The sequence below is a fragment of the Alteromonas sp. ABH4_456 genome, assembly GCF_056160645.1.
In genome coordinates, this window is sequence record NZ_JBSWXO010000010.1 from 46,394 (window position 1) to 70,704 (window position 24,311).

The 24,311-nt window shown below is 49.9% G+C and carries 20 protein-coding genes; 5 read left to right on the forward strand and 15 right to left on the reverse strand.

The annotated features are described in order from the left end of the window. Nucleotides 1-54 precede the first annotated feature (54 nt). Both katG and ACXAG2_RS15265 read left to right on the forward strand, forming a co-directional pair. Nucleotides 55-2,295 carry a catalase/peroxidase HPI gene (gene katG / locus ACXAG2_RS15260; protein WP_474868310.1) on the forward strand — a complete coding sequence of 747 codons (2,241 nt, stop codon included), beginning with the start codon at nucleotides 55-57 and terminating at the stop codon, nucleotides 2,293-2,295. A gap of 227 nt (nucleotides 2,296-2,522) precedes the next feature. Beyond that, nucleotides 2,523-3,569 carry an NAD(P)-dependent alcohol dehydrogenase gene (locus ACXAG2_RS15265; RefSeq protein ID WP_474868312.1) on the forward strand — a complete coding sequence of 349 codons (1,047 nt, stop codon included), beginning with the start codon at nucleotides 2,523-2,525 and terminating at the stop codon, nucleotides 3,567-3,569. Between the two features lie 51 nt (nucleotides 3,570-3,620). On the opposite strand, the gene ACXAG2_RS15270 is transcribed toward ACXAG2_RS15265, so the two are convergent. The 3 genes from ACXAG2_RS15270 to guaB form a co-directional block, all read right to left on the reverse strand. After that, nucleotides 3,621-4,346 (reverse strand): PEP-CTERM sorting domain-containing protein, encoded by a 726-nt coding sequence (locus tag ACXAG2_RS15270; protein WP_474868314.1) that lies wholly within the window; start codon nucleotides 4,344-4,346, stop codon nucleotides 3,621-3,623. A 236-nt stretch (nucleotides 4,347-4,582) separates the two neighbouring features. Beyond that, entirely contained in the window at nucleotides 4,583-6,160 is a 1,578-nt protein-coding gene (guaA, locus tag ACXAG2_RS15275; RefSeq protein ID WP_474842595.1) for a glutamine-hydrolyzing GMP synthase, read from the reverse strand. A gap of 72 nt (nucleotides 6,161-6,232) precedes the next feature. Beyond that, nucleotides 6,233-7,702, reverse strand: coding sequence for an IMP dehydrogenase (gene guaB / locus ACXAG2_RS15280; RefSeq protein ID WP_474868316.1), 1,470 nt, complete (start codon nucleotides 7,700-7,702; stop codon nucleotides 6,233-6,235). Between the two features lie 103 nt (nucleotides 7,703-7,805). Here guaB and xseA point away from each other — a divergent pair, with 103 nt between their 5' ends. Together xseA and ACXAG2_RS15290 are read left to right on the forward strand one after the other, a co-directional pair. After that, the gene (xseA, locus tag ACXAG2_RS15285) at nucleotides 7,806-9,161 is read left to right on the forward strand and encodes an exodeoxyribonuclease VII large subunit (protein ID WP_474868319.1); all 1,356 of its coding nucleotides are present in this window, start codon (nucleotides 7,806-7,808) and stop codon (nucleotides 9,159-9,161) included. 74 nt (nucleotides 9,162-9,235) lie between these two features. Further along, entirely contained in the window at nucleotides 9,236-10,342 is a 1,107-nt protein-coding gene (locus ACXAG2_RS15290) for a hypothetical protein (protein WP_474868322.1), read from the forward strand. A gap of 9 nt (nucleotides 10,343-10,351) precedes the next feature. Here the strand turns inward: ACXAG2_RS15290 and der are convergent, their stop codons facing one another. The 8 genes from der to rlmN all read right to left on the reverse strand — a co-directional run bounded on the left by der (nucleotide 10,352) and on the right by rlmN (nucleotide 19,681). Continuing rightward, complete coding sequence (gene der / locus ACXAG2_RS15295; protein WP_474842603.1) at nucleotides 10,352-11,797, reverse strand: ribosome biogenesis GTPase Der; 1,446 nt, start codon at nucleotides 11,795-11,797, stop codon at nucleotides 10,352-10,354. A 147-nt stretch (nucleotides 11,798-11,944) separates the two neighbouring features. Continuing rightward, complete coding sequence (gene bamB, locus ACXAG2_RS15300) at nucleotides 11,945-13,201, reverse strand: outer membrane protein assembly factor BamB (RefSeq protein WP_474868323.1); 1,257 nt, start codon at nucleotides 13,199-13,201, stop codon at nucleotides 11,945-11,947. Between the two features lie 20 nt (nucleotides 13,202-13,221). Further along, the gene (locus ACXAG2_RS15305; protein ID WP_474842604.1) at nucleotides 13,222-13,842 is read right to left on the reverse strand and encodes a YfgM family protein; all 621 of its coding nucleotides are present in this window, start codon (nucleotides 13,840-13,842) and stop codon (nucleotides 13,222-13,224) included. 51 nt (nucleotides 13,843-13,893) lie between these two features. Then, on the reverse strand, nucleotides 13,894-15,165 hold the full coding sequence (gene hisS, locus ACXAG2_RS15310; RefSeq protein WP_474868326.1) for a histidine--tRNA ligase: 1,272 nt from the start codon (nucleotides 15,163-15,165) through the stop codon (nucleotides 13,894-13,896). 133 nt (nucleotides 15,166-15,298) lie between these two features. After that, complete coding sequence (gene ispG, locus ACXAG2_RS15315) at nucleotides 15,299-16,420, reverse strand: flavodoxin-dependent (E)-4-hydroxy-3-methylbut-2-enyl-diphosphate synthase (protein ID WP_474868329.1); 1,122 nt, start codon at nucleotides 16,418-16,420, stop codon at nucleotides 15,299-15,301. A gap of 2 nt (nucleotides 16,421-16,422) precedes the next feature. Beyond that, complete coding sequence (locus ACXAG2_RS15320; RefSeq protein ID WP_474868331.1) at nucleotides 16,423-17,424, reverse strand: RodZ domain-containing protein; 1,002 nt, start codon at nucleotides 17,422-17,424, stop codon at nucleotides 16,423-16,425. A gap of 17 nt (nucleotides 17,425-17,441) precedes the next feature. Then, nucleotides 17,442-18,536, reverse strand: coding sequence for a type IV pilus biogenesis/stability protein PilW (pilW, locus tag ACXAG2_RS15325; RefSeq protein WP_474868334.1), 1,095 nt, complete (start codon nucleotides 18,534-18,536; stop codon nucleotides 17,442-17,444). A 26-nt stretch (nucleotides 18,537-18,562) separates the two neighbouring features. Continuing rightward, nucleotides 18,563-19,681: a dual-specificity RNA methyltransferase RlmN gene (rlmN, locus tag ACXAG2_RS15330; RefSeq protein ID WP_474868337.1), complete on the reverse strand. Its 1,119-nt coding sequence runs from the start codon at nucleotides 19,679-19,681 to the stop codon at nucleotides 18,563-18,565. A 443-nt stretch (nucleotides 19,682-20,124) separates the two neighbouring features. On the opposite strand from rlmN, the gene ACXAG2_RS15335 reads away from it, so the two are divergent. Beyond that, complete coding sequence (locus tag ACXAG2_RS15335) at nucleotides 20,125-22,260, forward strand: M3 family metallopeptidase (RefSeq protein ID WP_474868339.1); 2,136 nt, start codon at nucleotides 20,125-20,127, stop codon at nucleotides 22,258-22,260. A 116-nt stretch (nucleotides 22,261-22,376) separates the two neighbouring features. Here ACXAG2_RS15335 and ndk read toward each other — a convergent pair whose 3' ends face one another. From ndk to ACXAG2_RS15355, 4 genes are all read right to left on the reverse strand, one after another. Further along, a complete protein-coding gene (ndk, locus tag ACXAG2_RS15340) occupies nucleotides 22,377-22,808 on the reverse strand; it encodes a nucleoside-diphosphate kinase (RefSeq protein ID WP_070125710.1) in 432 nt (143 codons plus the stop codon). 160 nt (nucleotides 22,809-22,968) lie between these two features. Continuing rightward, nucleotides 22,969-23,382: a SufE family protein gene (locus tag ACXAG2_RS15345; protein ID WP_474868551.1), complete on the reverse strand. Its 414-nt coding sequence runs from the start codon at nucleotides 23,380-23,382 to the stop codon at nucleotides 22,969-22,971. A gap of 21 nt (nucleotides 23,383-23,403) precedes the next feature. After that, nucleotides 23,404-23,925, reverse strand: a complete 522-nt coding sequence (gene sufT / locus ACXAG2_RS15350) for a putative Fe-S cluster assembly protein SufT (RefSeq protein WP_474868554.1) — start codon at nucleotides 23,923-23,925, stop codon at nucleotides 23,404-23,406. A 24-nt stretch (nucleotides 23,926-23,949) separates the two neighbouring features. After that, nucleotides 23,950-24,306, reverse strand: a complete 357-nt coding sequence (locus tag ACXAG2_RS15355) for a HesB/IscA family protein (RefSeq protein ID WP_474868342.1) — start codon at nucleotides 24,304-24,306, stop codon at nucleotides 23,950-23,952. Between the last annotated feature and the right edge of the window lie 5 nt (nucleotides 24,307-24,311).

The window sequence follows — 24,311 nt, forward strand, 5'->3', positions numbered from 1 at the left end:
TCATATTCTTATGGCCTGAAGTGTGACCAGAAACTATTCAATAAGGATAAACACATGAAAATGAAACTCTTACCCGTTGTTGCAGCTATCGCCATGGCATTATCGCCAAATGCGTACTCTGCCACTATGGATCAAAATGCGAAAGTAGTGGGCGAAGCCCCGAAAGGCAACAAATTCTGGTGGCCGGAACAACTGGACCTGTCCCAGTTACGTGCCCACGGTGTTGCATCGAACCCTTACGGCGAAAACTTTAATTACGCAAAAGCGTTTGAATCACTGGATTTAAATGCCGTTAAAGCCGATATCCGCGAAGTGCTTACCTCTTCACAACCCTGGTGGCCTGCAGACTATGGTCATTACGGTCCGTTCTTTATCCGTATGGCATGGCACGCAGCCGGTACTTACCGGACTGTTGACGGACGCGGCGGTGCCGGTGGTGGTCAGCAACGTTTCGACCCGCTGAACAGCTGGCCGGATAACGCTAACTTGGATAAAGCACGTCGTTTACTGTGGCCAATCAAACAAAAATATGGCCGTAATATTTCCTGGGGCGATTTAATGGCCCTTACCGGTAACGTGGCACTGGAAGACATGGGCTTTAAAACTTATGGTTTCGCCGGCGGACGTGTGGACGACTGGGAACCGGATCATGTTTACTGGGGCCCGGAAGAAGAAATGCTTACCGATCAGCGCCGGGATGAGAAAGGTAACCTGAAAGGTCCTCTGGCTGCGGTAGAAATGGGTCTGATTTACGTTAATCCGGTTGGACCTCACGGCAAGCCTGATCCGATTGCAGCTGCTCACGACATCCGGATGTCTTTCGGCCGCATGGCGATGAATGATGAAGAAATCGTAGCGCTTATCGCGGGTGGTCACACTTTTGGTAAAGCTCACGGGGCCAAAAAAGCAGACTGTTTGGGTAAAGAACCTGCTGCCGGTGATCTGGAAGACCAGGGCTTTGGCTGGAAAAACAGCTGTGGCAAAGGTAATGCAGAAGACACGATGACCAGCGGACTGGAAGGTGCCTGGACGGTTACGCCGACGCAGTGGACAACAAATTATCTGGATAACCTGTTTGGTTTCGAATGGAAACAAACAAAGAGCCCTGCCGGCGCTATTCAGTGGATCCCTACTGCAGAATCCGCGGCGAACATGGTTCCTGACGCCCACGTTCAGGGTAAACGTCACGCTCCTATCATGTTTACCACTGACCTTGCGCTGAAAGAAGATCCTGAGTTCCGTAAGATTGCCAAACGCTTCCAGCAGAATCCGGAAGACTTTGAACTGGCCTTCGGTAGAGCCTGGTTCAAACTGAACCACCGTGATCTCGGACCGAAAGCCCGTTATCTGGGTGCTGAAATCCCGGCTGACGACCTTATCTGGCAGGATCCAATTCCTGAAGTTGACCACAAGCTTGTTTCAGACAAACAAGCTAAGCAACTGAAGAAGGACATTCTGAAGTCAGGTCTGTCTGTACAGGAATTAGTGCGTGTCGCCTGGGCCGCTGCAGCAAGCTATCGTGATACGGATATGCGCGGTGGTGTAAACGGTGCCCGTATTGCTCTTGCTCCGCAAAAGGACTGGGCAATTAATAATCCGGCAGAAGTACAAAAAGTGCTGGGCAAACTGAAAGACATTCAGGCCGGTTTCAATAAGAAATCGAAGAAGGTCAAAATTTCTCTGGCCGACATGATTGTACTGGCAGGTGCTGCAGGTGTTGAACAGGCAGCGAAAGACGCTGGTGTTGACGTGACCGTTCCGTTCATTCCGGGTCGTATGGATGCCACACAGGAAATGACAGATGTTGATTCGTTCGCGGTACTGGAACCGACTGCTGATGCTTTCCGTAACTACTGGGCTGAAAGTAACTACCGCTCACCGGCTGTGATGATGGTCGACAAGGCAGACATGCTGTCACTGAGTGTGCCTGAAATGACAGTCCTGCTGGGCGGAATGCGTGCCATGAACGCAAACGCTGACGGTTCAGCCCATGGTGTACTGACAGGCAACCCTGGTCAGCTGACAAACGATTTCTTCGTTAATCTGCTGGATATGTCTACAGAATGGAAAAAGTCAGAAGATGATGCAGCCATTTATGTAGGTACAGACCGTACTTCAGGCGAACAGAAATGGACTGCCACACCGGTTGATCTGATTTTCGGTTCTAACACTGAGTTACGGGCCATTGCCGAAGTGTACGGCTCTGGAGATGCGAAAGAGAAGTTTGTTACCGACTTCGTAGATGCCTGGGTAAAAGTAATGCGCAACGATCGCTTTGATCTGAAACGTAGTTAATCCCTGCCCTCTTTATACCTCGTTAAACCATGCCCCCGCTAAGGGGGCATTTTTATTTCCCCGCTTATGAATGAACCTGTCAGCAGGTCTTCCCGTAAAACCTCCGGCAATCTGCACAATCAGGCAATCATTAGAGAGCATCTGGCATGCACAGCCCGGGTGTTTTTATTTAAAATTTCCGTTATCAGGATATGCCTGAGCATGTAACGACAAATGAGGCTCTAGTTATGAAAACAATTGGATATGCGGCTCACTCGTCAGACGCCCACATGGTTCCTTATCATTTCGAAAGACGGAATCTGCGCGACAATGACGTGGCCATCGAAATTCTTTATAGCGGCGTTTGCCACTCTGATCTTCACACCGTAAACGGCGACTGGGGCGACCAGCCTTATCCGTTAGTCCCGGGACACGAAATCGTCGGTAAAGTCATAGAAGTTGGCGCAGACGTTAAAAACTACAAAGTGGGCCAGCACGTAGCTGTAGGCTGTATGGTCGACAGCTGTCAGTCCTGCGACCAGTGTGACCACGGTGAAGAGCAATTTTGTCGCAATGGTATGACGCCCACTTACGGCGCACCGGACCGTATCAGCGGTGAAATTACCCAGGGCGGTTACTCAAAGCATATTGTCGTGCGCGAAGAATTCATTCTGAATGTACCGGAATCATTAGATCTGGCCCGTACTGCACCTATTCTCTGTGCTGGTATCACCACCTTTTCTCCTCTGCGTACCTGGGGCGTTAAAGAAGGCAGCCGCGTTGGCGTAATTGGCCTGGGTGGTCTGGGTCATATGGCGGTTAAACTGGCTGTGGCCATGGGCGCAGAAGTGACCGTTCTCAGCCGTTCAAATTCTAAGGAAGAGCAGGCAAAAGCGCTGGGCGCGAGTGGAATTCTGGCTTCTACTGACGAGAGCGCAATGCAGGAAGCTGGTTCATCATTTGATTTAATCATCGACACGGTGCCGGTTAAACATGATGTAGATGTTTATATGCCACTTCTCGACATTGACGGTACGCTGGCTATTGTTGGTCAGGTTGGCCCCATGGAAGATTTTATGACCATGCCGTTAGTAATGGGCCGCCGCCGCGTAGCAGGCTCTCTGATTGGCGGTATCAGGGAAACTCAGGAAGTACTGGATTTCTGTGCTGAGCACAACATTCACCCTGAATGTGTGATGATTAAAGCTGATGAAGTGAATGATGCATTCGCAAGCCTGGCAAAAGGTGACGTAGCCCACCGTTACGTGATTGATATGGCGAGTCTGGAAGTGTAAACCTTCGGACAGTCAAAAATAACAAAGCCCGCAAAATGCGGGCTTTTCTGTTTAGCTACGCTTTCTTCGGGTAAAGAAACCAGCCATAGCCAATGTAATCAATACCAGAGTGCCGGGCTCAGAAACACTTACCGGACCTGTCGCTCCATTTAACAAGTAGTTGATACTATTGGAGAGGAGAATATTACCATCAGATACATCATAAGTATCGAACAAGCCACTTAACAGTAATGAATTGCCACTATTTCCCTCAACAACTGCACAACCTGAACCCAACGTCCCCAGACATTGAGATGATGACGATGCTATCCAGCTACTGGAAAAAATACCCCAGCCCGGGTTTGCCAGCATAAGCGGTGAAGACAGACCCGCAAAAATGGGGTGTGAGTCAATCGCAATATTTGTCCCGTTTGTACCTGAACGACCCGAAGCTCCCAATAATGCAGATAAACCTGAATTATCAAGCCAGGTTGTACCTAGTATAGAGCCCCCGTTACCCAGGTAAGTATCAAGACCTGAGATACTGCTGAAAATATTGTTATTCTGTTCGCCAAGGATTACCAGATCCCAGCTTTGTGACGCAAGCTGAGTATTGAAGTCTGTCACCGACGTTACAGTTGTCGTTTGACCATCCACACCGGATAATGTTAGTGCGCCAGGTACAGACGATGTGGCAATAGTGTCATCTTCAAAATAAAGAACAGACGCAATTGATACTGATGTATGTCCTAAAATCAAAGCAAGTAATAATAGTGATTTTTGTATATTTAGTTTCATTTTCCACTTCCTGTATTAATCAAAACCTCACTTTTCCCTAACAAGATTCGAGCCAAAAAAATACCTTTGAAATTTCAGTTAGATAGATCATTGTTAATATTTAGTTGCAAAATAAACTGACAGTTAAAAATGCGATAATTGATAATTTAGAGACGAGAGCCCTAAATTTAAGAACAAAAAAGCCCTGCATTTGCAGGGCTTTACTTGAACGCTGTTATTGAGACTAATGAGAGAACTTATTCCCACTCAATAGTAGCAGGCGGCTTACCGGAGATATCGTAAACCACGCGGGAAATACCGTCGATTTCGTTGATGATACGGTTAGACACCTTACCTAAGAAATCGTACGGCAGGTGCGCCCAGTGTGCAGTCATGAAGTCGATGGTTTCAACCGCACGCAGCGATACAACCCAGTCGTATTTACGGGCATCACCCATTACGCCAACAGAACGTACCGGCAGGAATACGGTGAATGCCTGACTGACTTTGTGGTAAAGGTCGGCGTTATGCAGTTCTTCAATAAAGATGGCATCGGCACGACGCAGCAGGTCACAGTATTCTTTCTTGATTTCGCCCAGTACACGCACGCCCAGACCAGGGCCAGGAAACGGGTGACGATACAGCATGTCGTACGGCAGGCCGAGTTCAAGACCAATCTTACGTACTTCGTCTTTAAACAGTTCACGCAGCGGCTCAACCAGCCCCATCTTCATGTCTTCAGGCAGGCCGCCGACGTTGTGGTGGGATTTGATAACGTGGGCTTTACCGGTAGCAGAACCCGCAGACTCAATGACGTCAGGGTAAATGGTGCCCTGCGCCAGCCATTTGGCGTTGGTAAGCTTAGACGCTTCTTCATCGAACACGGCAACAAACTCGTTACCGATGATTTTACGCTTCTTCTCGGGATCGGCTTCGTCCGCCAGTCTCGCCAGGAAGCGATCTTCAGCATCCACCTTGATGATGTTCAGTCCAAAGTGGTCTCCGAACATATCCATTACCTGCTGACCTTCGTTTAAGCGCAACAGACCGTTGTCTACGAACACACATGTCAGCTTGTCCCCGATGGCACGGTGGATCAGCATGGCAACTACAGATGAATCCACACCGCCTGACAGGCCGAGGATCACTTCGTCATCGCCCACTTTTTCTTTAATACGGGCAATGGCGTCTTCGATAATCGCGCCTGGCGTCCACAGTTTTTCACAGCCACAGATGTCCATGACAAAGTGCGTTAGTAAGCGTTGGCCCTGACGGGTATGGGTCACTTCCGGGTGAAACTGTACACCATAGAAACGCTTTTCTTCGTTATACATAGCAGCATGAGGACATGAAGGTGTCTGTGCGATGGTTTCGAATCCTTCCGGAATCGTCGCTACTTTATCGCCGTGGCTCATCCACACGTCCAGCAGCGCATTACCGTTTTCACCGATATGGTCTTCAATCTGCGCCAGCAGATCGGTGGCTTTTAATACTTCAACCTGCGCATAACCGAATTCACGTTTATTAGAACCCTGTACGCTACCGCCCAGCTGTTCTGCCATGGTCTGCATGCCGTAACAGACACCCAGCACCGGAACACCGGCTTCAAACACATATTCCGGGGCGCGGGGTGAGTTCAGTTCAGTCACAGACTCCGGGCCGCCGGACAGGATGATACCGTCCGGGTTGAATCCGCGAATTTGTTCTTCGGTCACGTCCCACGCCCACAGCTCACAGTAAACACCGATTTCACGTACGCGACGTGCGATCAGTTGCGTGTACTGGGAACCGAAGTCCAGAATAAGTATTCGCTGGCTATGAATATTGGTAGTCATGTTTTTACCCGTTAAATAAAACAGAAAGGCTGGTAGAAATACCAGCCTGACAAAATACTAGTTTAGCGGCGATTAGCCCAAACGGTAGTTTGGCGCTTCTTTGGTGATGCTCACATCGTGTACGTGAGACTCGCCCATGCCCGCTGACGTTACGCGCACAAACTGTGCTTTGGTGTTCAGCGTAGGAATATCTTCACAGCCGGTTAAACCCATGGCTGAGCGCAGGCCGCCCATTTGCTGATGGATGATGGTCGCAATTGGGCCTTTATATGCTACGCGGCCTTCGATACCTTCCGGTACCAGCTTCTCAGCATTATCTGATGCCTGGAAGTAACGGTCAGAAGAACCGTGACGCTGATTCATCGCGCCCAGCGAGCCCATTCCACGGTAAGATTTGTAGTAACGGCCCTGATACAGTTCGACTTCACCCGGCGCTTCTTCGGTACCGGCCAGCATGCTGCCAACCATTACGCAGCTTGCACCCGCTGCCAGCGCTTTTGCGATGTCACCAGAGAAACGGATACCGCCATCAGCGATAACAGGAATACCAGTGCCTTCAAGTGCCTCAACCGCATCTGAAATAGCCGTAATCTGAGGAACACCACAGCCGGTAACAATACGGGTAGTACAGATTGACCCCGGGCCAATGCCCACTTTTACGCCATCAACACCGGCATCTGCCAGTGCTTTCGCACCCGCTGCAGTTGCCACGTTACCTGCAATGATTTGTAAGTCAGGATACGCACCACGAATACGGGCAACCTGATCGATTACGCCCTGTGAGTGACCGTGTGAGGTATCGATAAGCAGTACGTCAACGCCTGCCTCAACCAGACCAGCAATACGCTCGTCAGTACCGGCACCTACGCCAACAGCCGCTCCAACGCGCAGACGACCCAATGAGTCTTTACAGGCGTTTGGCTTGCTTTCCGCTTTCTGGAAATCTTTAACGGTAATAAGACCGGTCAGTTTGAAGGCATCGTCAACGACCAGAATTTTTTCGATACGGTTCGCGTGCATCAGATCCAGTACTTCTTTAGAGTCTGCACCTTCTTTTACTGTTACCAGCTTGTCTTTCGGAGTCATCACCTGGCTAACCGGTAAATCAAGACGGTTCTGGAAGCGCATGTCACGTCCGGTGACGATACCGATGAGGTTGTTATCTTTATCAGTCACAGGGAAACCGGAATAACCCAGTTTCTTGCTCATCGCGAGTACTTCGCCGATAGCCGTGGTCTGTTCTACGGTTACAGGGTCTGAAACCACACCGCTTTCGTATTTTTTCACTTCACGTACGTGATTTGCCTGCTCTGCCGGCTCCATGTTTTTGTGAATAAAGCCGATGCCGCCTTCCTGGGCAAGGGCAATCGCAAGACGCGCTTCCGTAACAGTATCCATGGATGCAGATACCATAGGGATATTCAGCGACACGCTGCGAGTCAGTTTAGTATGGAGGTTTGCTGTATGAGGAAGGACAGTAGAATGCCCCGGTACCAGCAGTACATCATCAAAAGTAAGAGCTTCTTGAATGATTCTGAGCATGCAATAACACCTGAATAAGTGGAGAGTTAATTGCGGCGCAATTGTAGTGTTTTTTCTAAATCAGGTAAACTCTAATTGTCCTAAACCTGATGATTTTTTATTTATGCTGTTTAATTCCCCTTCTACATCCCGTCAAATTCTCACTGTGACCAAGCTTAACAGGCTGGCAAGGACCGTACTGGAAGGCGAAATCGGCCTTGTCTGGTTGTCTGCAGAAATCTCTAATTTCGTCGCGGCCTCCTCGGGACACTGGTATTTCACCCTCAAAGATAACAAAGCCCAGGTACGGGCGGCCATGTTCAAGGGGTCAAACCGCTATGTAAAACAGCGCCCGAAGGAAGGCGACAAAGTGTTAGTGCGCGCTTCTGTGGGCTTGTATGAGCCACGGGGCGACTATCAACTGGTTATTGAACATCTTGAAGCTGACGGTGACGGCGCGCTGAAACAAGCCTTTGAGGCCCTGAAACTGAAATTACAGCGCGACGGCCTGTTCGATGCCGATGCCAAGCGCCCTGTCCCTCAGGTAATTAATAAAATCGGTGTGGTCACCTCCTCCGCCGGTGCCGCTTTGCACGATGTACTTACGGTATTGAAACGACGAAGCCCGGCAACAGAAGTCATCGTGTATCCAACGCTGGTGCAGGGCGAACAGGCCTCTGCGCAAATTATCCGTGCGCTGGAAACCGCGTACCATCGCGATGAGGTCGATGTCATACTGCTCACCCGTGGTGGCGGCTCGCTGGAAGACTTATGGTGCTTTAATGATGAGGCGCTGGCCCATTGTATTTCTGCATCGCCGGTGCCGCTGGTGAGTGCGGTGGGTCATGAAGTCGATGTGACCATTGCCGACTTTGTGGCAGACGTGCGTGCCCCTACCCCGTCTGCAGGTGCCGAACTGTTAAGCCGCGATCAAAGCGAACGCCTGGCGTTTGTTCAGCAAAAAGCGACAGCGCTTAACCGTGCATGGCAGCAACAGTTCAGACAACAGCAACACCAGCTCGCCGTATTACAGCAGCGCCTGAAAGCGGTGCATCCGGAGCGACGCTTGCAAAGTCAGTCGCAGTCTCTGGATCGCGCAGCACTGGCCCTGAGCCATGCTATGGAGTCACGGATTGCAGGTTATGCCACCAGGCTGAATAATTTGCTGCGCAGGCTGGACAGACAAAATCCCGCAAACCGGGTGGTCCGCCTGCAAGACCGTTGCAGTCAGCTCGACAGCGCGCTGAAAAAATCGGTGCAGCGCCTGCTTGAAAGTAAAAACAGGCAATTGCAGGGTCAGGCACAATTACTGAATTCAGTGAGCCCGCTGCAAACACTCACACGTGGCTACAGCATCACTTTTGCTGACGATAAGCCAGTACTGTCATCAACGGAAGTCAGTGAGGGGGATGAAATCACCACCCGCCTTGCCAGTGGCGAAATTATCAGTAAGGTGACTACTGTGAAGAAAAGTCTGTGAAAAGACACTTGAGCACGGGCCGGGGTTAGGTCACACTAGCCCTCCCCTAATCCTTCCCGATATCAGGAATCTTTGTGAATAAGGTTTGCAGTCTGTTGCCACTGGTTTTGATAACCGGTTGTCAGCAAGTGCCAGAAAAACCCGCGCCCGCGTCTTCGTTTTTACCCAAATATCATGTTGCGGCTCCTGTAGCACTGTTTTCCACCTGGCCGGGCGATACCATGAGTGCACGCTGTCAACAGGTCAATGCCACTGACCGTTGTATGGAAGATGCTATTGCAGGGAATGAATTTGCCGCTATTCTCAAAGAAAAGAACTGGTTTGATGATGTACTGACAGAGTCAGATGCCGCTGACTATGAGATCCTGATAGCATCGTTGTCAGCACAGGTTGCTGATAACGATAATGACGGCGTCTCACTTCACTCTGCTACAGCAGGCTTGTGGCCGGCAAACACCACGCCGCATTATTTTACAGAATTCACCGTACAATGGCGTGGCGTGGAAATAGACTCTCAACGATTTGAGACTTACTCGAAAACAGAAAAGCCTGTTACTGAACTTGCATCAGAAATACTGGATACCTGGTGGCTGGCGTCGTTACGAAAATCTGTTTTCTCTGCTGAATACCTTTTCACCGCGCTGGGTGCCAGCGACTACAATTCAGAGCTTGTCCTGCCTCAATCCATCGGCGAATTTATCCTTCAGGATACCCAGCATTATCCCGATCCGTTTAAAGGCATTATCAGCCGTTACAGCCACCCTGAGTTTGATGACGCACTGATAGATATTACTGTCGGACCGGTGTTGATGGACTTATCCATGCCTGAATCCCAAAGGCTGCAGGCAGCACTGGAAGAAAATCTGAAAGAAGCGACACAGATGTCGGCTGCACAGGGACTTACGCTGATCACAGACAGCCCGGTATCAGCTTTCACGGTAAATTCGGCTTCACAACGCTTTAATGGTTACCGTATGGCCGTGCATGCAGAAAATGAACTCGGTGAGCCATTATTCGCGACGACTTATGTTTTTGAAATGAAAGATAAGCTGGTGACATTATCCACCACATTTCCACCCAGAATAGCTGATAATCTGGTGTCAGCGGCGCTGCCGGTCATTGAAGTACCGGGTGAATCCGCGCTGATGAAAACCATCAGAGGTATGTCATCAGCGCAATAAGAGCGGGGCTTACTTTTTGCTTTTGTGGAATGCCATCATACGCTTACGTTTGCGTTGCTGCGCCAGCGTAAGCTGATTCTTCTTACCTTCGAACGGGTTCGCCCCTTCACGGAACTCTATTTTAATAGGCGTTCCCATCACTTTTAGTGACTTGCGGTAATAGTTCATCAGATAACGTTTATAAGAACCCGGCAGATCGTCGACCTGATTGCCGTGGATCACGATAACAGGCGGGTTATAACCACCGGCGTGGGCGTATTTCATTTTCACACGACGACCACGAACCATTGGAGGCTGGTGCTCTGCCTGAGCCATTTCCATGATTTGGGTAAGCATAGCCGTCCCCACACGCTGGGTAGCACTGTCATACGCCTCAATCACTGACTCAAACAAATTACCCACACCGGAGCCGTGCAGAGCCGATATAAAATGCAAACGGGCAAAATCAATAAAGCCGAGACGACGGTCAAGCTCCCGCTTGATATCATCTTTAATGTCTGTACTGAGACCGTCCCATTTGTTCACTGCGACCACCAGAGAACGGCCGGAATTCAGAATGTAACCCAGTAAGCTGAGATCCTGATCCGCAATCCCTTCCCGGGCATCAATCACCATTAATACAACGTTGGCCTCTTCAATAGCCTGCAGTGTTTTAACAATAGAGAATTTTTCTACTGCATCAGCAACGCGCTTACGGCGGCGCACACCGGCTGTATCAATGAGGATATACTCCCGCCCGTCACGCTCAAGAGGAATGTAAACACTGTCACGGGTGGTACCCGGCATATCGAACACAACCACACGATCTTCACCGAGAATACGGTTGGTCAGCGTGGATTTACCCACATTGGGTTTGCCTACAATCGCCAGTTTAACCGGGAGGTTCTTCAGCCTTTCTAACTGCTGCTCAGCGTCCAGTTCTTCATGAACCTCTTTTGGCTGCACCTGCATGTCCGGAAATTCTTCAGCCAGAGGTGTCAGAGCCTGCTCCAGTAACAGAGAAACGCCCCGGCCGTGAGCGGCAGCAATCTGGTGGATGGTGCCAAGACCAAGGGTATAGAAGTCAGCACTTTCACTGTCGCCGTCGATGCCGTCGACTTTGTTGGCAACGACAAACAGCTTCTTGTTCACTTTACGTAAGTGTTCTGCAATGCCGATATCCGCAGGTAACAAGCCTGCACGGGCATCAACGAGGAACAGAACCACGTCAGCTTCATCAATAGCACGCAGCGACTGATGCGCCATTTCTGCATCAATCCCTTCTTCATCGCCGGTGATACCGCCGGTATCTACAACAATGAATTGCTTTTGCTCCCAGGTCGCCTGCCCGTATTTCCGGTCCCGGGTCAAACCGGGAAAGTCTGCAACCAGTGCATCACGGGTGTTGGTTAATCGGTTAAACAATGTAGATTTACCCACATTCGGGCGACCCACGAGGGCAACAACAGGCAACATGCTTGAAGTCCTAAAATAAACTGGTTTAAAAATGCAGTAGCCGCGGAAGTCGCGGCTACTGAATGAATCGGGCGATTATACCCTATATTAGCAGGCGCCGTCAGCTAAACCGGAACGGCGCGAAAAAGAGATTGGATGGCGTAATACTTAAGGGACAGAAAACGAAGCAACATCACCTTCACGGGTAACTGCAATGACCGCGTTACCGGTATAAACAGGTGCAGCGAATACTGATTCATCTTCATCGTCACCGCCCAGGTCGTACCGGGCGACAATTTTTCCGTCTTCTTTGTTGATCCAGTGCAGCAGGCCCCACTTGTCACCCACAACCAGATAGTCACCGGCTGGCTCAGCGGCCGTCAGTACGCGCTTTTTCAAGCCGCTCTGCGACCACAGTTCAACACCGTTACGACGGTCCAGTGCATACACGTGAGAGTTGTTATCAACTACGTACAGGGTATTACCGTCCATCGTCACATTACGGTAGGAGGCATATTCACGCTTCCAGATAACCCGCCCTGAACGTAACTCAACCGCTGCCAGCGTACCGTTATATGAAATAGCGTAAATAGTGCCGCCATACATTAAGGGCGCAGAATCCACATCAACGATACGTTCAAGTTCAGTCGCACCGCTGGGCGCAGTGATCGGTGTTTCCCAGGCAATCAGTCCGGAATCCAGAATATTCACCTGAATCTTACCCGTAGGCGTACCCAGAATCACACCACCGTTACTGACAGCAGGCGTAGAAATACCACGAAGGGTCAATGGCGGTACATCACCAACCTGTTCCCAGACCTGCTCACCGGTTTCAACGTCCAGCGCATAAAGAATACCTGAGCCTGTGTTAACGATAACCAGATTGTCGCCGGTAACCGGTGAAGCAAGAATTTCACCATTAACGGTTTGCGTCCAGTTTACCTCGCCGGTTTCCGCATTCAGTGACATCAGTACGCCATCTTCAGTACCAACAAAAACACGGCTTCCGTCAACAGACAACCCGCCGATTTTGGCAGATGCACCGCTTTTCCAAAGATTCCTTACAGACGAGAACATGCCCTCATCTTTGAAGATAGCAAAGTTCTGTTCCCATAGTGTTTCACCACTTTCAGGATCCAGTGCCGCTACCGTGCCATGACGGTCGGCAACATATAATTTCTCATTGGCATACACAGGGCGCAGGTGTGAGAAATAGCTGTCGATTCCCTCACCCACTTCTGCTTCCCAGTTCACTGTGGGTACAAACTGTGCGTCCAGTGGCGCGAGTCTGCGGATTTCTAACTCTTCGTCATCGACAAACCAGTCTGAAATAGTTGTACATCCTGACAGCGATACTGACAGCGCCAGCGCCAGTCCCGCAGCCCGTGTAATCCGGCCTGTACGGCCACACGTTTTCGTTAACAAATCCGATACCTCTGTTATAGTTATTCGCTTGCCAGAACTGGCAGATTGTCCAGCTTCATTTCCAGCAGAACATTACCGCTGGCGGCTTCTAACGCTTCAGTGTAAGCCATGCGTGCCGCGTCATATTTTTCCTGCGCCACATAGACATCGCCTTCGATTTCTTTCACGTTTCCATCAAACGCACTGTCATTAACCGCTTTAAGCGTAGACAGCGCGGCATCGCCATTACCCTGTTCCAGTTGAATACGGGCAAGACGCAGTGAAGCAATGGTTGCCAGGTGCGCATCCTCTGCCTGGTCTTTTACTGCTGTGAGTGCTTTCACAGCCGCATCATAATCGTTGTTGCTTACGGCTTGTTGCGCAGCAACCAGACCACCGATAGTGGCATATCCACTACTTTCTGTTTTGCCCAGAAAACTGTCCAGTTTGCCGGCGTTGCCATCAGCTTCAATAGATTCAACTGCCACCTGATAGTCCGCAGAGGCCTGTTCTTTTGCTGTGCGCTGGGCATCAGAATAATAACGCCAGCCCCACAGGCCACCCAGACCTAATACAGCACCAATCACAATGGCCGCGCCATTGTCTTTCCAAAACTTTTTAATCGCTTCGACTTGTTGTTCTTCTGTGGCGAAATGTTCCATGTACTTAACCTCTAAATCGACTTCTTCCTGCCGGCTGCCCGCCGGCAGCACTTAATCCACTAACTCTGACAACATACCGGCCAGTTCAGCCAGCGCTACCGTCTTTTGTTCACCGTCAGAACGCAGCGGTTTCACTGTCGCTACTTTATTCTCAGCTTCTTCGCTGCCAAGTAACACAGCATAACCTGCGCCGGTCTTATCAGCACGCTTCAACTGCTTCTTAAAGTTGCCGCCACCGCAATGCATCATTACCCGCATGGAAGGACAACTGTCCCGCAGCAGCTCAGCCACTTCGAGGGCATAGGTATCAGCCCCCATTGAGGTAACATACACATCGGCTGCAATATTATCCTGCTCAGTGGCCTGCAAGGTAGTTAACAGCAATACCAGCCGCTCCATACCCATAGCAAAACCCACTGCAGGCGTGGCTTTGCCACCCAACTGCTCAACCAGACCATCATAACGGCCACCGGCACACACTGTACCCTGAGCGCCCAGACTGTCTGTTACCCACTCAAAAACAGTGCGGTTGTAGTAGTCGAGCCCGCGTACCAGTCGTGGATTAACCTCGTATTGGATGCCCGCCTGCGATAATCGTTCACATAAATTTGAAAAATGTGTTTTGGATTCTTCGTCCAGGTGATCAAGCAGTGATGGCGCATCCTGAATCGCCGCCTGCACATCGGGATTTTTACTGTCCAGCACACGCAGAGGGTTGGTTTCAAGACGGCGGAGAGAGTCTTCATCGAGCTGGTCAGCACGTGCCCGCAGATACTCAGTCAACGCTTCACGGTACAGACGACGGGCCTCATTAGAGCCCAGCGAGTTAATTTGCAGGGTCACCTGATCACTGATGCCAAATGCTTTCCAGATGCGGGCACTCAGCAGGATCACTTCAACATCGATATCCGGTCCGTCGAGGCCATAGGTCTCTACACCAAACTGGTGAAACTGACGGTAACGGCCCTTTTGCGGACGCTCGTGACGGAACATGGGTCCCATGTACCACAAACGTTGCTGCTGGTTATATAGCAAACCATGTTCATTACCGGCGCGAACTGTGCTCGCCGTGCCTTCGGGACGCAGTGTCAGGCTGTCGCCGTTTCTGTCTTCGAAGGTATACATTTCTTTTTCAACGATATCAGTCACTTCACCGATAGAGCGTTTGAATAAATCGGTACTCTCTACAATAGGAGTACGGATTTCCTGATAACCGTAACTGGCTACCACCTGACGCAGGGTGGACTCCACTCGCTGCCACGTACCGGACACTTCCGGCAGGCAGTCGTTCATTCCACGGATTGCCTGAATTGTCTTAGCCACCTGAAATTCTCATTTACCTGAAACTTAAAAGCCCCGCATTATAGGGGCTTTAGTATTAAACAACAATGTTACTTCCCTGACGGCGGAGCGGCGCATTTGTTATCTCATTGTGCCGCACTTCGCCCTACAGGTTTTACGATTCTTTTACCGAGACCGGAATCTTGTTTGCTTCATCCAGACGGGACGCTTTTGCACGGATACGACGCTCGAGCTGATCCACCAGGTCATGGTTAGCCAGACGCTCACGCTGACGTTTACCGTCTTCGTAGAAACCGCTCATATTGCGCGCGCCGGTCAGACCTAAATCAGACACCTCAGCCTCGCCGGGTCCGTTAACAACACAACCGATAATGGACACATCCATGGGCGTTAAAATATCTTCTACACGCTGTTCCAGTGCGTTCACCGTACCGATGACATCAAACTCCTGACGGGAGCAACTCGGACAGGCAATAAAATTGATGCCTCTTGAGCGTATACGCAGCGACTTAAGGATATCAAAACCGACTTTGATTTCTTCAACCGGGTCAGCGGCCAGAGAAACGCGCAGGGTATCTCCGATACCTTCAGCAAGTAACATACCCAGACCTACCGCACTTTTCACGGCACCGGCACGTTGTCCGCCGGCTTCTGTGATACCCAGATGCAGCGGCTGATCAATTTGCTGAGCCAGCAAGCGGTATGCACCGACAGCCAGGAATACATCGGAGGCTTTCACACTGACCTTAAACTGGTCGAAATTAAGCTTGTCCAGAATATCAACGTGGCGCATGGCTGACTCAACCAGCGCTTCAGGGGTAGGCTCACCGTACTTTTCCTGCAGGTCCCGCTCCAGTGAACCACCGTTCACACCGATACGGATAGGAATATTTTTGTCTCTGGCGCAGTCCACCACAGATTTAACCCGCTCCATGTTGCCAATGTTGCCGGGGTTAATACGCAGGCAATCTACACCGTATTCCGCCACTTTCAGGGCAATGCGGTAATCAAAATGGATATCTGCCACCAAAGGCACTGAGACTTGTGCACGGATAGCTTTAAACGCTTCTGCCGCTTCCATCGTAGGTACAGAGACCCGCACGATTTCACCGCCCACCGCGACGATACGTTTGATTTGAGCCACAGTAGCATCGACATCCGTTGTCGGCGTATTGGTCATAGACTGTACAGCAATGGGTGCACCATCACCGACGGGTACGCTTCCCACATTAATGCGCGTAGATTTACGACGTTTGACGGGGCTTTCAGTAAACATGATTAGTCCTGCATTGGTAACGTGAAGCGGGCGATTCTGCCAACCTGAAACGCGGAAATATCAACGGCTTCATCGTCATAGGTAATACTCACACCATCAGGTGCACCTAAAGTTACTTTAAACGGCGGCTGGCCACTCACAGGCATCACCCGTCCGGAGGCTTTCACGCCATAAGCGATAGCTTCGCCAGTGGCATCTTCGATATTAATCCAGCAATCTTCGGCAAAGGTAAATACCAGTTCCACAGTAGCCGCGCCGGTAATATCAGTGGTTTCTATACTGTCACCGGCTGGGGAGGCATCATCAACGCCGGTCATATCGGTGCTGCTCTGCTCCGGTGCGCTTTCTGCTGCATCTGATACGTCAGCTTCAGGTTGGTCACCTTCAGGCTCAATGTCAATCTGCAAAGGCGTTGTATCCTCAGGGTTCGTCTCCGCAGCATCAGATTCAATTGCCGTGTCTGAAGCTTCCTCAGCGGCTGAAAGTGACGGCTGTGCAGATTCGCTCACAGCAAGGTCTGCTGCTTGCGGCGATGCTGAGCGGGTTGTTACACCTTCTTTTTCTGCGGTGGGGTCAGAAAACGTCAAACCGTCAGACTGCTGATACCACCAGGCAACCAGTGCCACCACCAGTAACAGCAGCATGATCCAGGTAACCATCATCCAGCGATCGTCATGGGCCTGCTTTGCTACGCGCTTTGAAAAACTCTGTAAACGCGCCGGCGGTCTGGTGACAGTGTGCAGCCGGTTAAAACTGTCGATGACCGGCGCTTCCTGAATGCCCAGTTGTCTGGCATACATGCGGACATAGCCTTTCTGGAACGTTGCCGACATTGCCTCGTCCAGATGATCATTTTCGATATCCACGACATTTTTCAGTTTCAGAAACAGTTTATCAGCCATTTGTTGCTGACTTAATCCGGCTTTTTCCCGCGCATCCCGCAACATTTCGCCGGGAGTGGGAGCCGTGTTCTGTTCATCAACCTGGTTTTCGTTTGTGCTCATTGAATACCTTGTGGGTGTTATTTTTCGGGCGAAAGACGTAAACGCATACCTACCTCGATATCACCGGGATCGGCGAGTTTGTTCCAGGCCTGTAAGCGCGACATTTTAATGTTGTATTTCAGCGAAATGCGATACAAGTTTTCGCCCGGTTTCACTTCATGATAGCGGGTTTGAGGATCTTCCAGTACCGGTAAGTCAGATTGCGGTTCATTCTGTCCAGAAGCAGCTGTATTTTGTACCGGAGCAGGCTCTTTGCTGACCGGAGCGCTTTCGGGGCTGACCACCTTTTGCGCTTTAGCCTGAACCTCTGCCTTCGGTTTGACCCGGCGCACTATTTGCGCAGAGGCATTGGCTTTGCGGATAATACTTTCCCGGTAAGCTTTTGCTTCCTCACTCTGAGGATACATAGTGACCAGCATTTCACCGTATCCCTGCGCGGTCTCAGCATCCCCTTTCCCTTCAGCAATAGCGATAGCCAGTGTCACAGATTCGGGGCTCACACGGGAAACGCGCTCGTACCGGCGCATAACAGATTCAGCCTCGTCCCATTGTCCGGTTTCAACGTAAAGTTGAGTCAGCATGAAGAGGCTTTTGGAACGGCCGGGCTGATGGTTCAGCGCATTTGTAAGATAGCCGATGGCTTCTTCACGCTTGCCCTGGTCAGCAGCACAGATAGCCATATTTTCGTAGGTTTGCGCTGAATTTGCATATTGCAGGTTATTCAGTGCTTTGCTGTAAAAGTCATTAGCTTTGTCATATTTTTTCTGCTGACAAAGAAAAGCACCGTAGCTATTGGCAATTTCGGCATTGCGGGGCGCCAGATCCAGAGCATTCTCGTAAGACTGTTCAGCTCTGCCCCACTCTTCCACGGTCTGGTAATAGTATGCCAGCGAATAATGCGCGTCAGCATACCTGGGAGCGAATTCCAGCGCTTTGTCCAGATTCACTTTGGCTTGCTGGTAATTGCCGTTTTTAAGGTAAGTCAGGCCCAGAGAAATTCGGGTCTTTGCGGCCTGTTCCATATCAAAATCATCGCCAGAATACCCGTTTTGCTGGTTCTGGCTTACACATCCTGTCAGTGCAATAACGAGAGCAAGTACGCCTAATCGCATGAAGCTCCTACCTCTTAATTAATTCCTTACTGCGCCATTTTTACTGAAATCGCTTCACCTTTCACCTGTTTCTTTAACATTCGTTTCGTACGGTCGACCACATCGCCTACTAACTGACCACATGCAGCATCAATATCGTCACCACGGGTTTTCCGCACAACCACTGTCAGGCCATAGCTCATCAGTACTTTGGCAAAACGGTCAATACGGGAATTGCTTGAGCACAGGTAAGGTGAACCCGGATACGGATTAAACGGGATAAGGTTAATTTTGCACGGTGTTTCTTTCAGCACTTTTGCAAGTTGGTGCGCCTGGTCGGTACTGTCATTTATGTTCGACAGCATAACGTATTCTACGGTTACCTTGCCCTGATTCGCGCGGGACTTACTGAGATAACGGCGTACACCGGCAAGAAACGTCTCAATATTGTATTTCTTATTGATAGGAACGATTTCATTGCGAAGTTCATCTGTCGGAGCGTGCAGAGAAATAGCCAGCGCTACGTCAATCTGATCGCCCAGCATATCCAGCGCAGGAACAACACCTGAAGTACTCAGTGTGACACGACGTTTTGACAGACCAAAACCAAAGTCATCCAGCATTAAATCCATAGCAGGTACAACATTCTTAAGATTCAGCAATGGCTCACCCATGCCCATCATTACCACATTGGTAATGGGTCGCTTAGATGTATCTTTCGACAGGCCCAGGAAGGTTGCCACACGCCATACCTGACCGATAATTTCGCTGACAGACAGATTACGGTTGAAACCTTGCTGCGCCGTGGAACAGAACGTACATTCCAGCGCACAGCCAACCTGCGAGGATACGCAAAGGGTGGCCCGTTCTGCTTCAGGGATCCACACAGACTCGACTTCCTGTCCGCCTTCCAGCGCCAGAGCGAACTTAATTGTACCGTCGCTGGCTTCCTGGTAGTAAGCAATTTCAGGCGCAACAACTTCTGCATTTTCCAGCAATTTAGCCCGCAGGTTTTTATTAAGATTACTCATCTCATTAAAATCGCTGACACCTTGCTGATAAATCCATTTCATCACCTGGTCAGCACGGAAAGGCTTCTCGCCAATGTCAGCGAAAAATTCCCGCAAAGCTGCGCGGTTCAGATTTAAAAGGTTTGTCTTTGCCATAAGTCGTCGATGACCCCGAATTCTGTCTTAATCATATTCATAACGTGCAGCAGTCCGGCCCCGTAAAATACACAGATACATGCCGTGCGGGGTGCGAATAAATGTCTTCCGTGAGAGCTTGCCGGTGACGGCGGAAGAAACCGCCTGAAAGGGCCCGCAGGAACGGGCGGTAACAGTGAAAATTCGCTTTACCGGCACTGCATTGACTGCACAAATTTTAGCCGCGCATTCTATCATAGGGAAACCGGCTTAGAAAGCGGTGAAATCTGAGTTTTCACGATAAACATGCAGTTCAGCGGGACTGCTAATATTGTCCGCTCACGCCGGTGTTGCTAGAGTAGGAATGAAGCCGGTTTTCAAAGGAACCTGTGTTCCTCTATGAAGCCTCTCACCGGTTACAACAATAACCCGGAAAACAAACCGGGACATCAATGGAGAACCTAATGCGAAAGTCACTAATGGCAACAGCGATAGCTGCCGCACTGGCACTGACCGCCTGCAGCCCTGCCAAAGAAGAATCCCACTCTGCCACAGCATCTGCTGAGGAGAAAACTGTGCAAGCTGAAAACGTGCTGTTAAAGCCCAGTACGCTGGACTATCAGGCGCCGGATTTCGATAAAATCGAGACTGCGAATTATGAACCCGCTTTTGAACTTGGTATGGAAGAGCATACTGCTGAGATAGATGCCATTGCAGGTAATGAAGCTCCGGCCACGTTTGAAAATACCATTCTGGCAATGGAAAAAAGCGGTGAGTTGCTGACCCGCGTTGCTACCATTTTCTTTAACTTATCCAGTATCATTTCTGATAAAGAAATTCAGCGTATTGAAGCTGAAATGTCACCGCGCCTCACTGCGCACAGTGACAGCATTCATCTGAACAGCAAATTGTTTGAACGGGTAAAAACCGTTTATGAAAATAAAGACAGCCTGAATAAAGAAGACAAGCGTCTGACGGAAAAAACCTACGAGCAGTTTGTCCGCGCCGGTGCCAACCTGACTGAAGAGCAGAAAGCGAAGGTACGTGGCATAAATGAGCAGATCACAAAGCTGCAAACTCAGTTCTCGCAGAATATTCTGGCATCATTTAAAAACGACACGATCATCGTTACTGATGAATCTGAACTGGCCGGTCTTTCTGACAGCGACAAAGCGAGCCTGAGGTCAGCGGCAGAAGGTGCGGATAAAGAAGGCTATATGATCAGCCTGGTTAACACCACCCGTCAACCCATTCTGACCAGCCTGGAAAACCGTGAACTGCGCAAGAAAATCTGGGAAAAATCAGCGAACCGTGCGATGGATGTCAACGGCCCGATTATTCTGGAACTGACACACCTGCGTGCTGAGAAAGCAGCATTACTGGGTTACCCTAACTGGGCCTCCTATGCCATTGAAAACCAGATGGCGAAGAAACCTGAAAATGTCTTTAAGATCCTGGACGACCTGGCACCGCAGGCAGTGGAAAAAGCCAAAGAAGAAGCGGCTGCCATTGAAGAAGTCATGCACGCTGATGGCGTAACAGGTGATGTACAGCCGTGGGACTGGGCGTATTATGCTGAGAAAGTCCGTAAGGCAAAATACGATCTGGACGACAGTGAAGTTAAACCTTACTTCGAGTTGAACTCTGTGCTGGAAAACGGCCTGTTCTTTGCGATGGAAAAGCTGTACGGCATTACCTTTAAAGAGCGTACTGATTTACCTGTGTATGTTGAAGACGCCCGTCTGTTTGAAGTCTTCAACGAAGATGGATCTAACATTGGCTTATTCTATTTCGATCCTTACGCCCGTGAAGGCAAGAGCGGTGGTGCATGGATGAGTGAATTCGTTACCCAGTCATTCATGAATGGCACTAAGCCTGTTGTCTACAATGAGCTTAATATTGTTAAGCCGGCGCCTGGTGAACCCACTTTACTGTCTTTCGACGAAACCACTACCCTGTTCCATGAATTCGGTCACGCAGATCACGGTCTGTTCTCGCTGGTAAAATATCCCAGCCTGGCCGGCACGAACACGGCCCGTGACTTCGTTGAATTCCCGTCTCAGTTTAATGAAGACTGGGCTATCGATCCTGCAGTACTGGCAAACTACGCCAAACATTACAAAACCGGGGAACCCATTCCTCAGGCTCTGCTGGATAAAGTAATGAAAGCTGTCAGCTTCAACCAGGGCTTCAACACAGTGGAATATCTGGCAGCCGCTCTGCTGGATATGGAATGGCACATGATTGGCGCGGATGAGGAAGTCAAAGATGTGGCAGCTTTTGAAAAAGCAGCTCTGGAGAAGCACGGCATTGATTATGCGCCGGTGCCTCCCCGCTACAAATCCGCCTATTTCAGTCACACCTTCGCCGGTGGCTATTCAGCCGGTTACTATGCTTACCTGTGGACAGAAGTGCTTGCAGCAGATGCCTTTGCCCATATGGCAGAAAATGGTGGCCTGACCCGTGAAAACGGCGATCTGTTCCGCAAGGAAATTCTGTCTAAAGGCAATAGTGAAGATTTGATGGAGAACTACGTTGAGTTCCGTGGTCAGGAGCCTACAGTAGATGCGCTGATGAAACGTCGCGGTTTAACCGACTAAGCAACGGCATGAAACAGGCACAGCGATAAACTTTGTTGTGCCTGCTTCTCAGACACTGTGTTGCAGACACAAAAAAGGAGAGCCGGGGCTCTCCTTTTTTACGCAATCGTTAAAAATTAACGGGTGCGCGGGCAAATTTCTTCGTCAGAGAAGAAGTATGCAATTTCACGTGCAGCAGATTCCGGTGCATCAGAACCGTGTACCGCGTTTTCGTCGATAGACGCAGCGTAATCAGAACGCAGAGTACCCGCAGCTGCATCAGCCGGGTTAGTCGCGCCCATGATTTCACGGTTTTTAACAACCGCATTTTCGCCTTCAAGTACCTGAACCATTACCGGACCAGAAGTCATGAAGTCTACCAGCGCGCCGAAGAAAGGACGCTCTTTGTGTTCTGCGTAGAAACCTTCAGCCTGTTCTTTGCTCAGGTGCAGCATTTTAGATGCAACGATGCGCAGACCAGCAGTTTCAAAACGGTTGTAAATTGCACCGATTACGTTTTTAGCTACCGCATCAGGCTTGATAATAGAAAATGTACGCTCAAGAGCCATTCTTCTGTCTCCAATGAATCATTAAAATTTTGGCCGCGAATTATAGGCAATTCCAGACCAGTTGACCAGAGGGAATCGTCAATCACTTCCCTGCCATTTGACGCAGCCGGAAAGTGTAGTCATACAGTGATGACGATTTTATGACAATACGCTCAGAAAATCAGTTAACTGAACGTTTGGCCAGTGCCTGAATTTTCGCAACAATAGCTCTTAAGCCGTTACCCCGTGTGGGGGTAATATGGCGTTCAAGATCCAGTTCTGCAAAGTACGCATCAACATCAAAATCCAGGATCTGACGGGGCGTTTTGTTATTGTACGCCGCCATAACCAGCGCCAGTAATCCCTGAACAATGACTGCATCGCTGTCTACAGAAAATTTAACCAGACCATTTTCAACCCGTGACTCAAGCCACACGCTGCTCTGGCAGCCTTTAACCAGTTTATCCGGCGTTTTCTCATCGTCCGTCAACCCGGGGATAGATTTACCCAGGTCGATAATGTACTGATAACGTTGTTCCCAGTCATCAAAAAAGGCCAGATCATCAATAATTTCCTGGCTACCGGGGAGTGACATTGTCATGTTGAAAACCTTTTCTTAGAAAAACAAACCGGCTTCGAGCTGTGCTTCTTCGCTCATTTTATCGCGGGACCAGGGAGGATCAAACACCAGTTCAACCTGCACTGAGTCTACGTGGGGCACCATACCGATGCGATATTCCACGTCGCCTACCAGAACCGGTCCCATGCCGCAGCCCGGGGCAGTCAGGGTCATGTCTACAGCAACAGATTTTTTATTCTGGTCAACAGACACTTTATATATCAGCCCAAGAGACACCAGATTAATCGGTATTTCCGGATCATAAATCGTTTCCAGCGCGTCCCACACCTGTTGCTCATCGATATTGCCGTCTGCCGGTGCATCAAAATTCAGTACCATCGGTTTACGGCCAATGGCATCAGCATCAGTCCCGTCGATACGATACATATTACCACGCCAGGTGATGGTGTAATTGCCACCCAGTTCCTGAGTGATAGAGACGAACTCCCCGCCGGGAATGGTAGAAATTTGCCCGGCCGGAACAAGGCGTGCTTTGCAGTCACGTTCCGTGACTACCATTTTTTGTGCTTTAGCCAAAACGTATTAACCGATATTGAAGCTTTCGCCGCAGCCACATTCGTCCACGACATTAGGATTGTTGTACTTAATTACGCCATTGATCCCTTCCTGAACGTAATCAATTTCGGTATTTCTGACAAACTTCACCGCATCTTTGGCTACTGCCACCGTGAGGGCATTGCTGGCAGAAACCAGTTCGTCATCTGCTTCAGGCGCATCGGCCAGATCCAGCACATAAGCGTAGCCGGTACAGCCGCTTACTTTAGTAGACAGGCGGATAACGCTGCCTGGTCTGGATGCGACTTTTTTCTCAAAGTGCCTTACCGCACTGTCGGTCAGAGAAATAACGGTAGTAGAGGGTACAAACGTTTCTACGGACATGTTGC

Excerpts from the sequence above, each read along its gene's own strand:
- katG (WP_474868310.1), top strand. The coding sequence starts at position 55 with ATGAAAATGAAACTCTTACCCGTTGTTGCAGCTATCGCCATGGCATTA.
- ACXAG2_RS15265 (WP_474868312.1), top strand. The coding sequence starts at position 2,523 with ATGAAAACAATTGGATATGCGGCTCACTCGTCAGACGCCCACATGGTT.
- ACXAG2_RS15270 (WP_474868314.1), bottom strand. The coding sequence starts at position 4,346 with ATGAAACTAAATATACAAAAATCACTATTATTACTTGCTTTGATTTTA.
- guaA (WP_474842595.1), bottom strand. The coding sequence starts at position 6,160 with ATGACTACCAATATTCATAGCCAGCGAATACTTATTCTGGACTTCGGT.
- guaB (WP_474868316.1), bottom strand. The coding sequence starts at position 7,702 with ATGCTCAGAATCATTCAAGAAGCTCTTACTTTTGATGATGTACTGCTG.
- xseA (WP_474868319.1), top strand. The coding sequence starts at position 7,806 with ATGCTGTTTAATTCCCCTTCTACATCCCGTCAAATTCTCACTGTGACC.
- der (WP_474842603.1), bottom strand. The coding sequence starts at position 11,797 with ATGTTGCCTGTTGTTGCCCTCGTGGGTCGCCCGAATGTGGGTAAATCT.
- ACXAG2_RS15305 (WP_474842604.1), bottom strand. The coding sequence starts at position 13,842 with ATGGAACATTTCGCCACAGAAGAACAACAAGTCGAAGCGATTAAAAAG.
- ispG (WP_474868329.1), bottom strand. The coding sequence starts at position 16,420 with ATGTTTACTGAAAGCCCCGTCAAACGTCGTAAATCTACGCGCATTAAT.
- ACXAG2_RS15320 (WP_474868331.1), bottom strand. The coding sequence starts at position 17,424 with ATGAGCACAAACGAAAACCAGGTTGATGAACAGAACACGGCTCCCACT.
- pilW (WP_474868334.1), bottom strand. The coding sequence starts at position 18,536 with ATGCGATTAGGCGTACTTGCTCTCGTTATTGCACTGACAGGATGTGTA.
- rlmN (WP_474868337.1), bottom strand. The coding sequence starts at position 19,681 with ATGGCAAAGACAAACCTTTTAAATCTGAACCGCGCAGCTTTGCGGGAA.
- ACXAG2_RS15335 (WP_474868339.1), top strand. The coding sequence starts at position 20,125 with ATGCGAAAGTCACTAATGGCAACAGCGATAGCTGCCGCACTGGCACTG.
- ndk (WP_070125710.1), bottom strand. The coding sequence starts at position 22,808 with ATGGCTCTTGAGCGTACATTTTCTATTATCAAGCCTGATGCGGTAGCT.
- ACXAG2_RS15345 (WP_474868551.1), bottom strand. The coding sequence starts at position 23,382 with ATGTCACTCCCCGGTAGCCAGGAAATTATTGATGATCTGGCCTTTTTT.
- sufT (WP_474868554.1), bottom strand. The coding sequence starts at position 23,925 with ATGGTAGTCACGGAACGTGACTGCAAAGCACGCCTTGTTCCGGCCGGG.
- ACXAG2_RS15355 (WP_474868342.1), bottom strand. The coding sequence starts at position 24,306 with ATGTCCGTAGAAACGTTTGTACCCTCTACTACCGTTATTTCTCTGACC.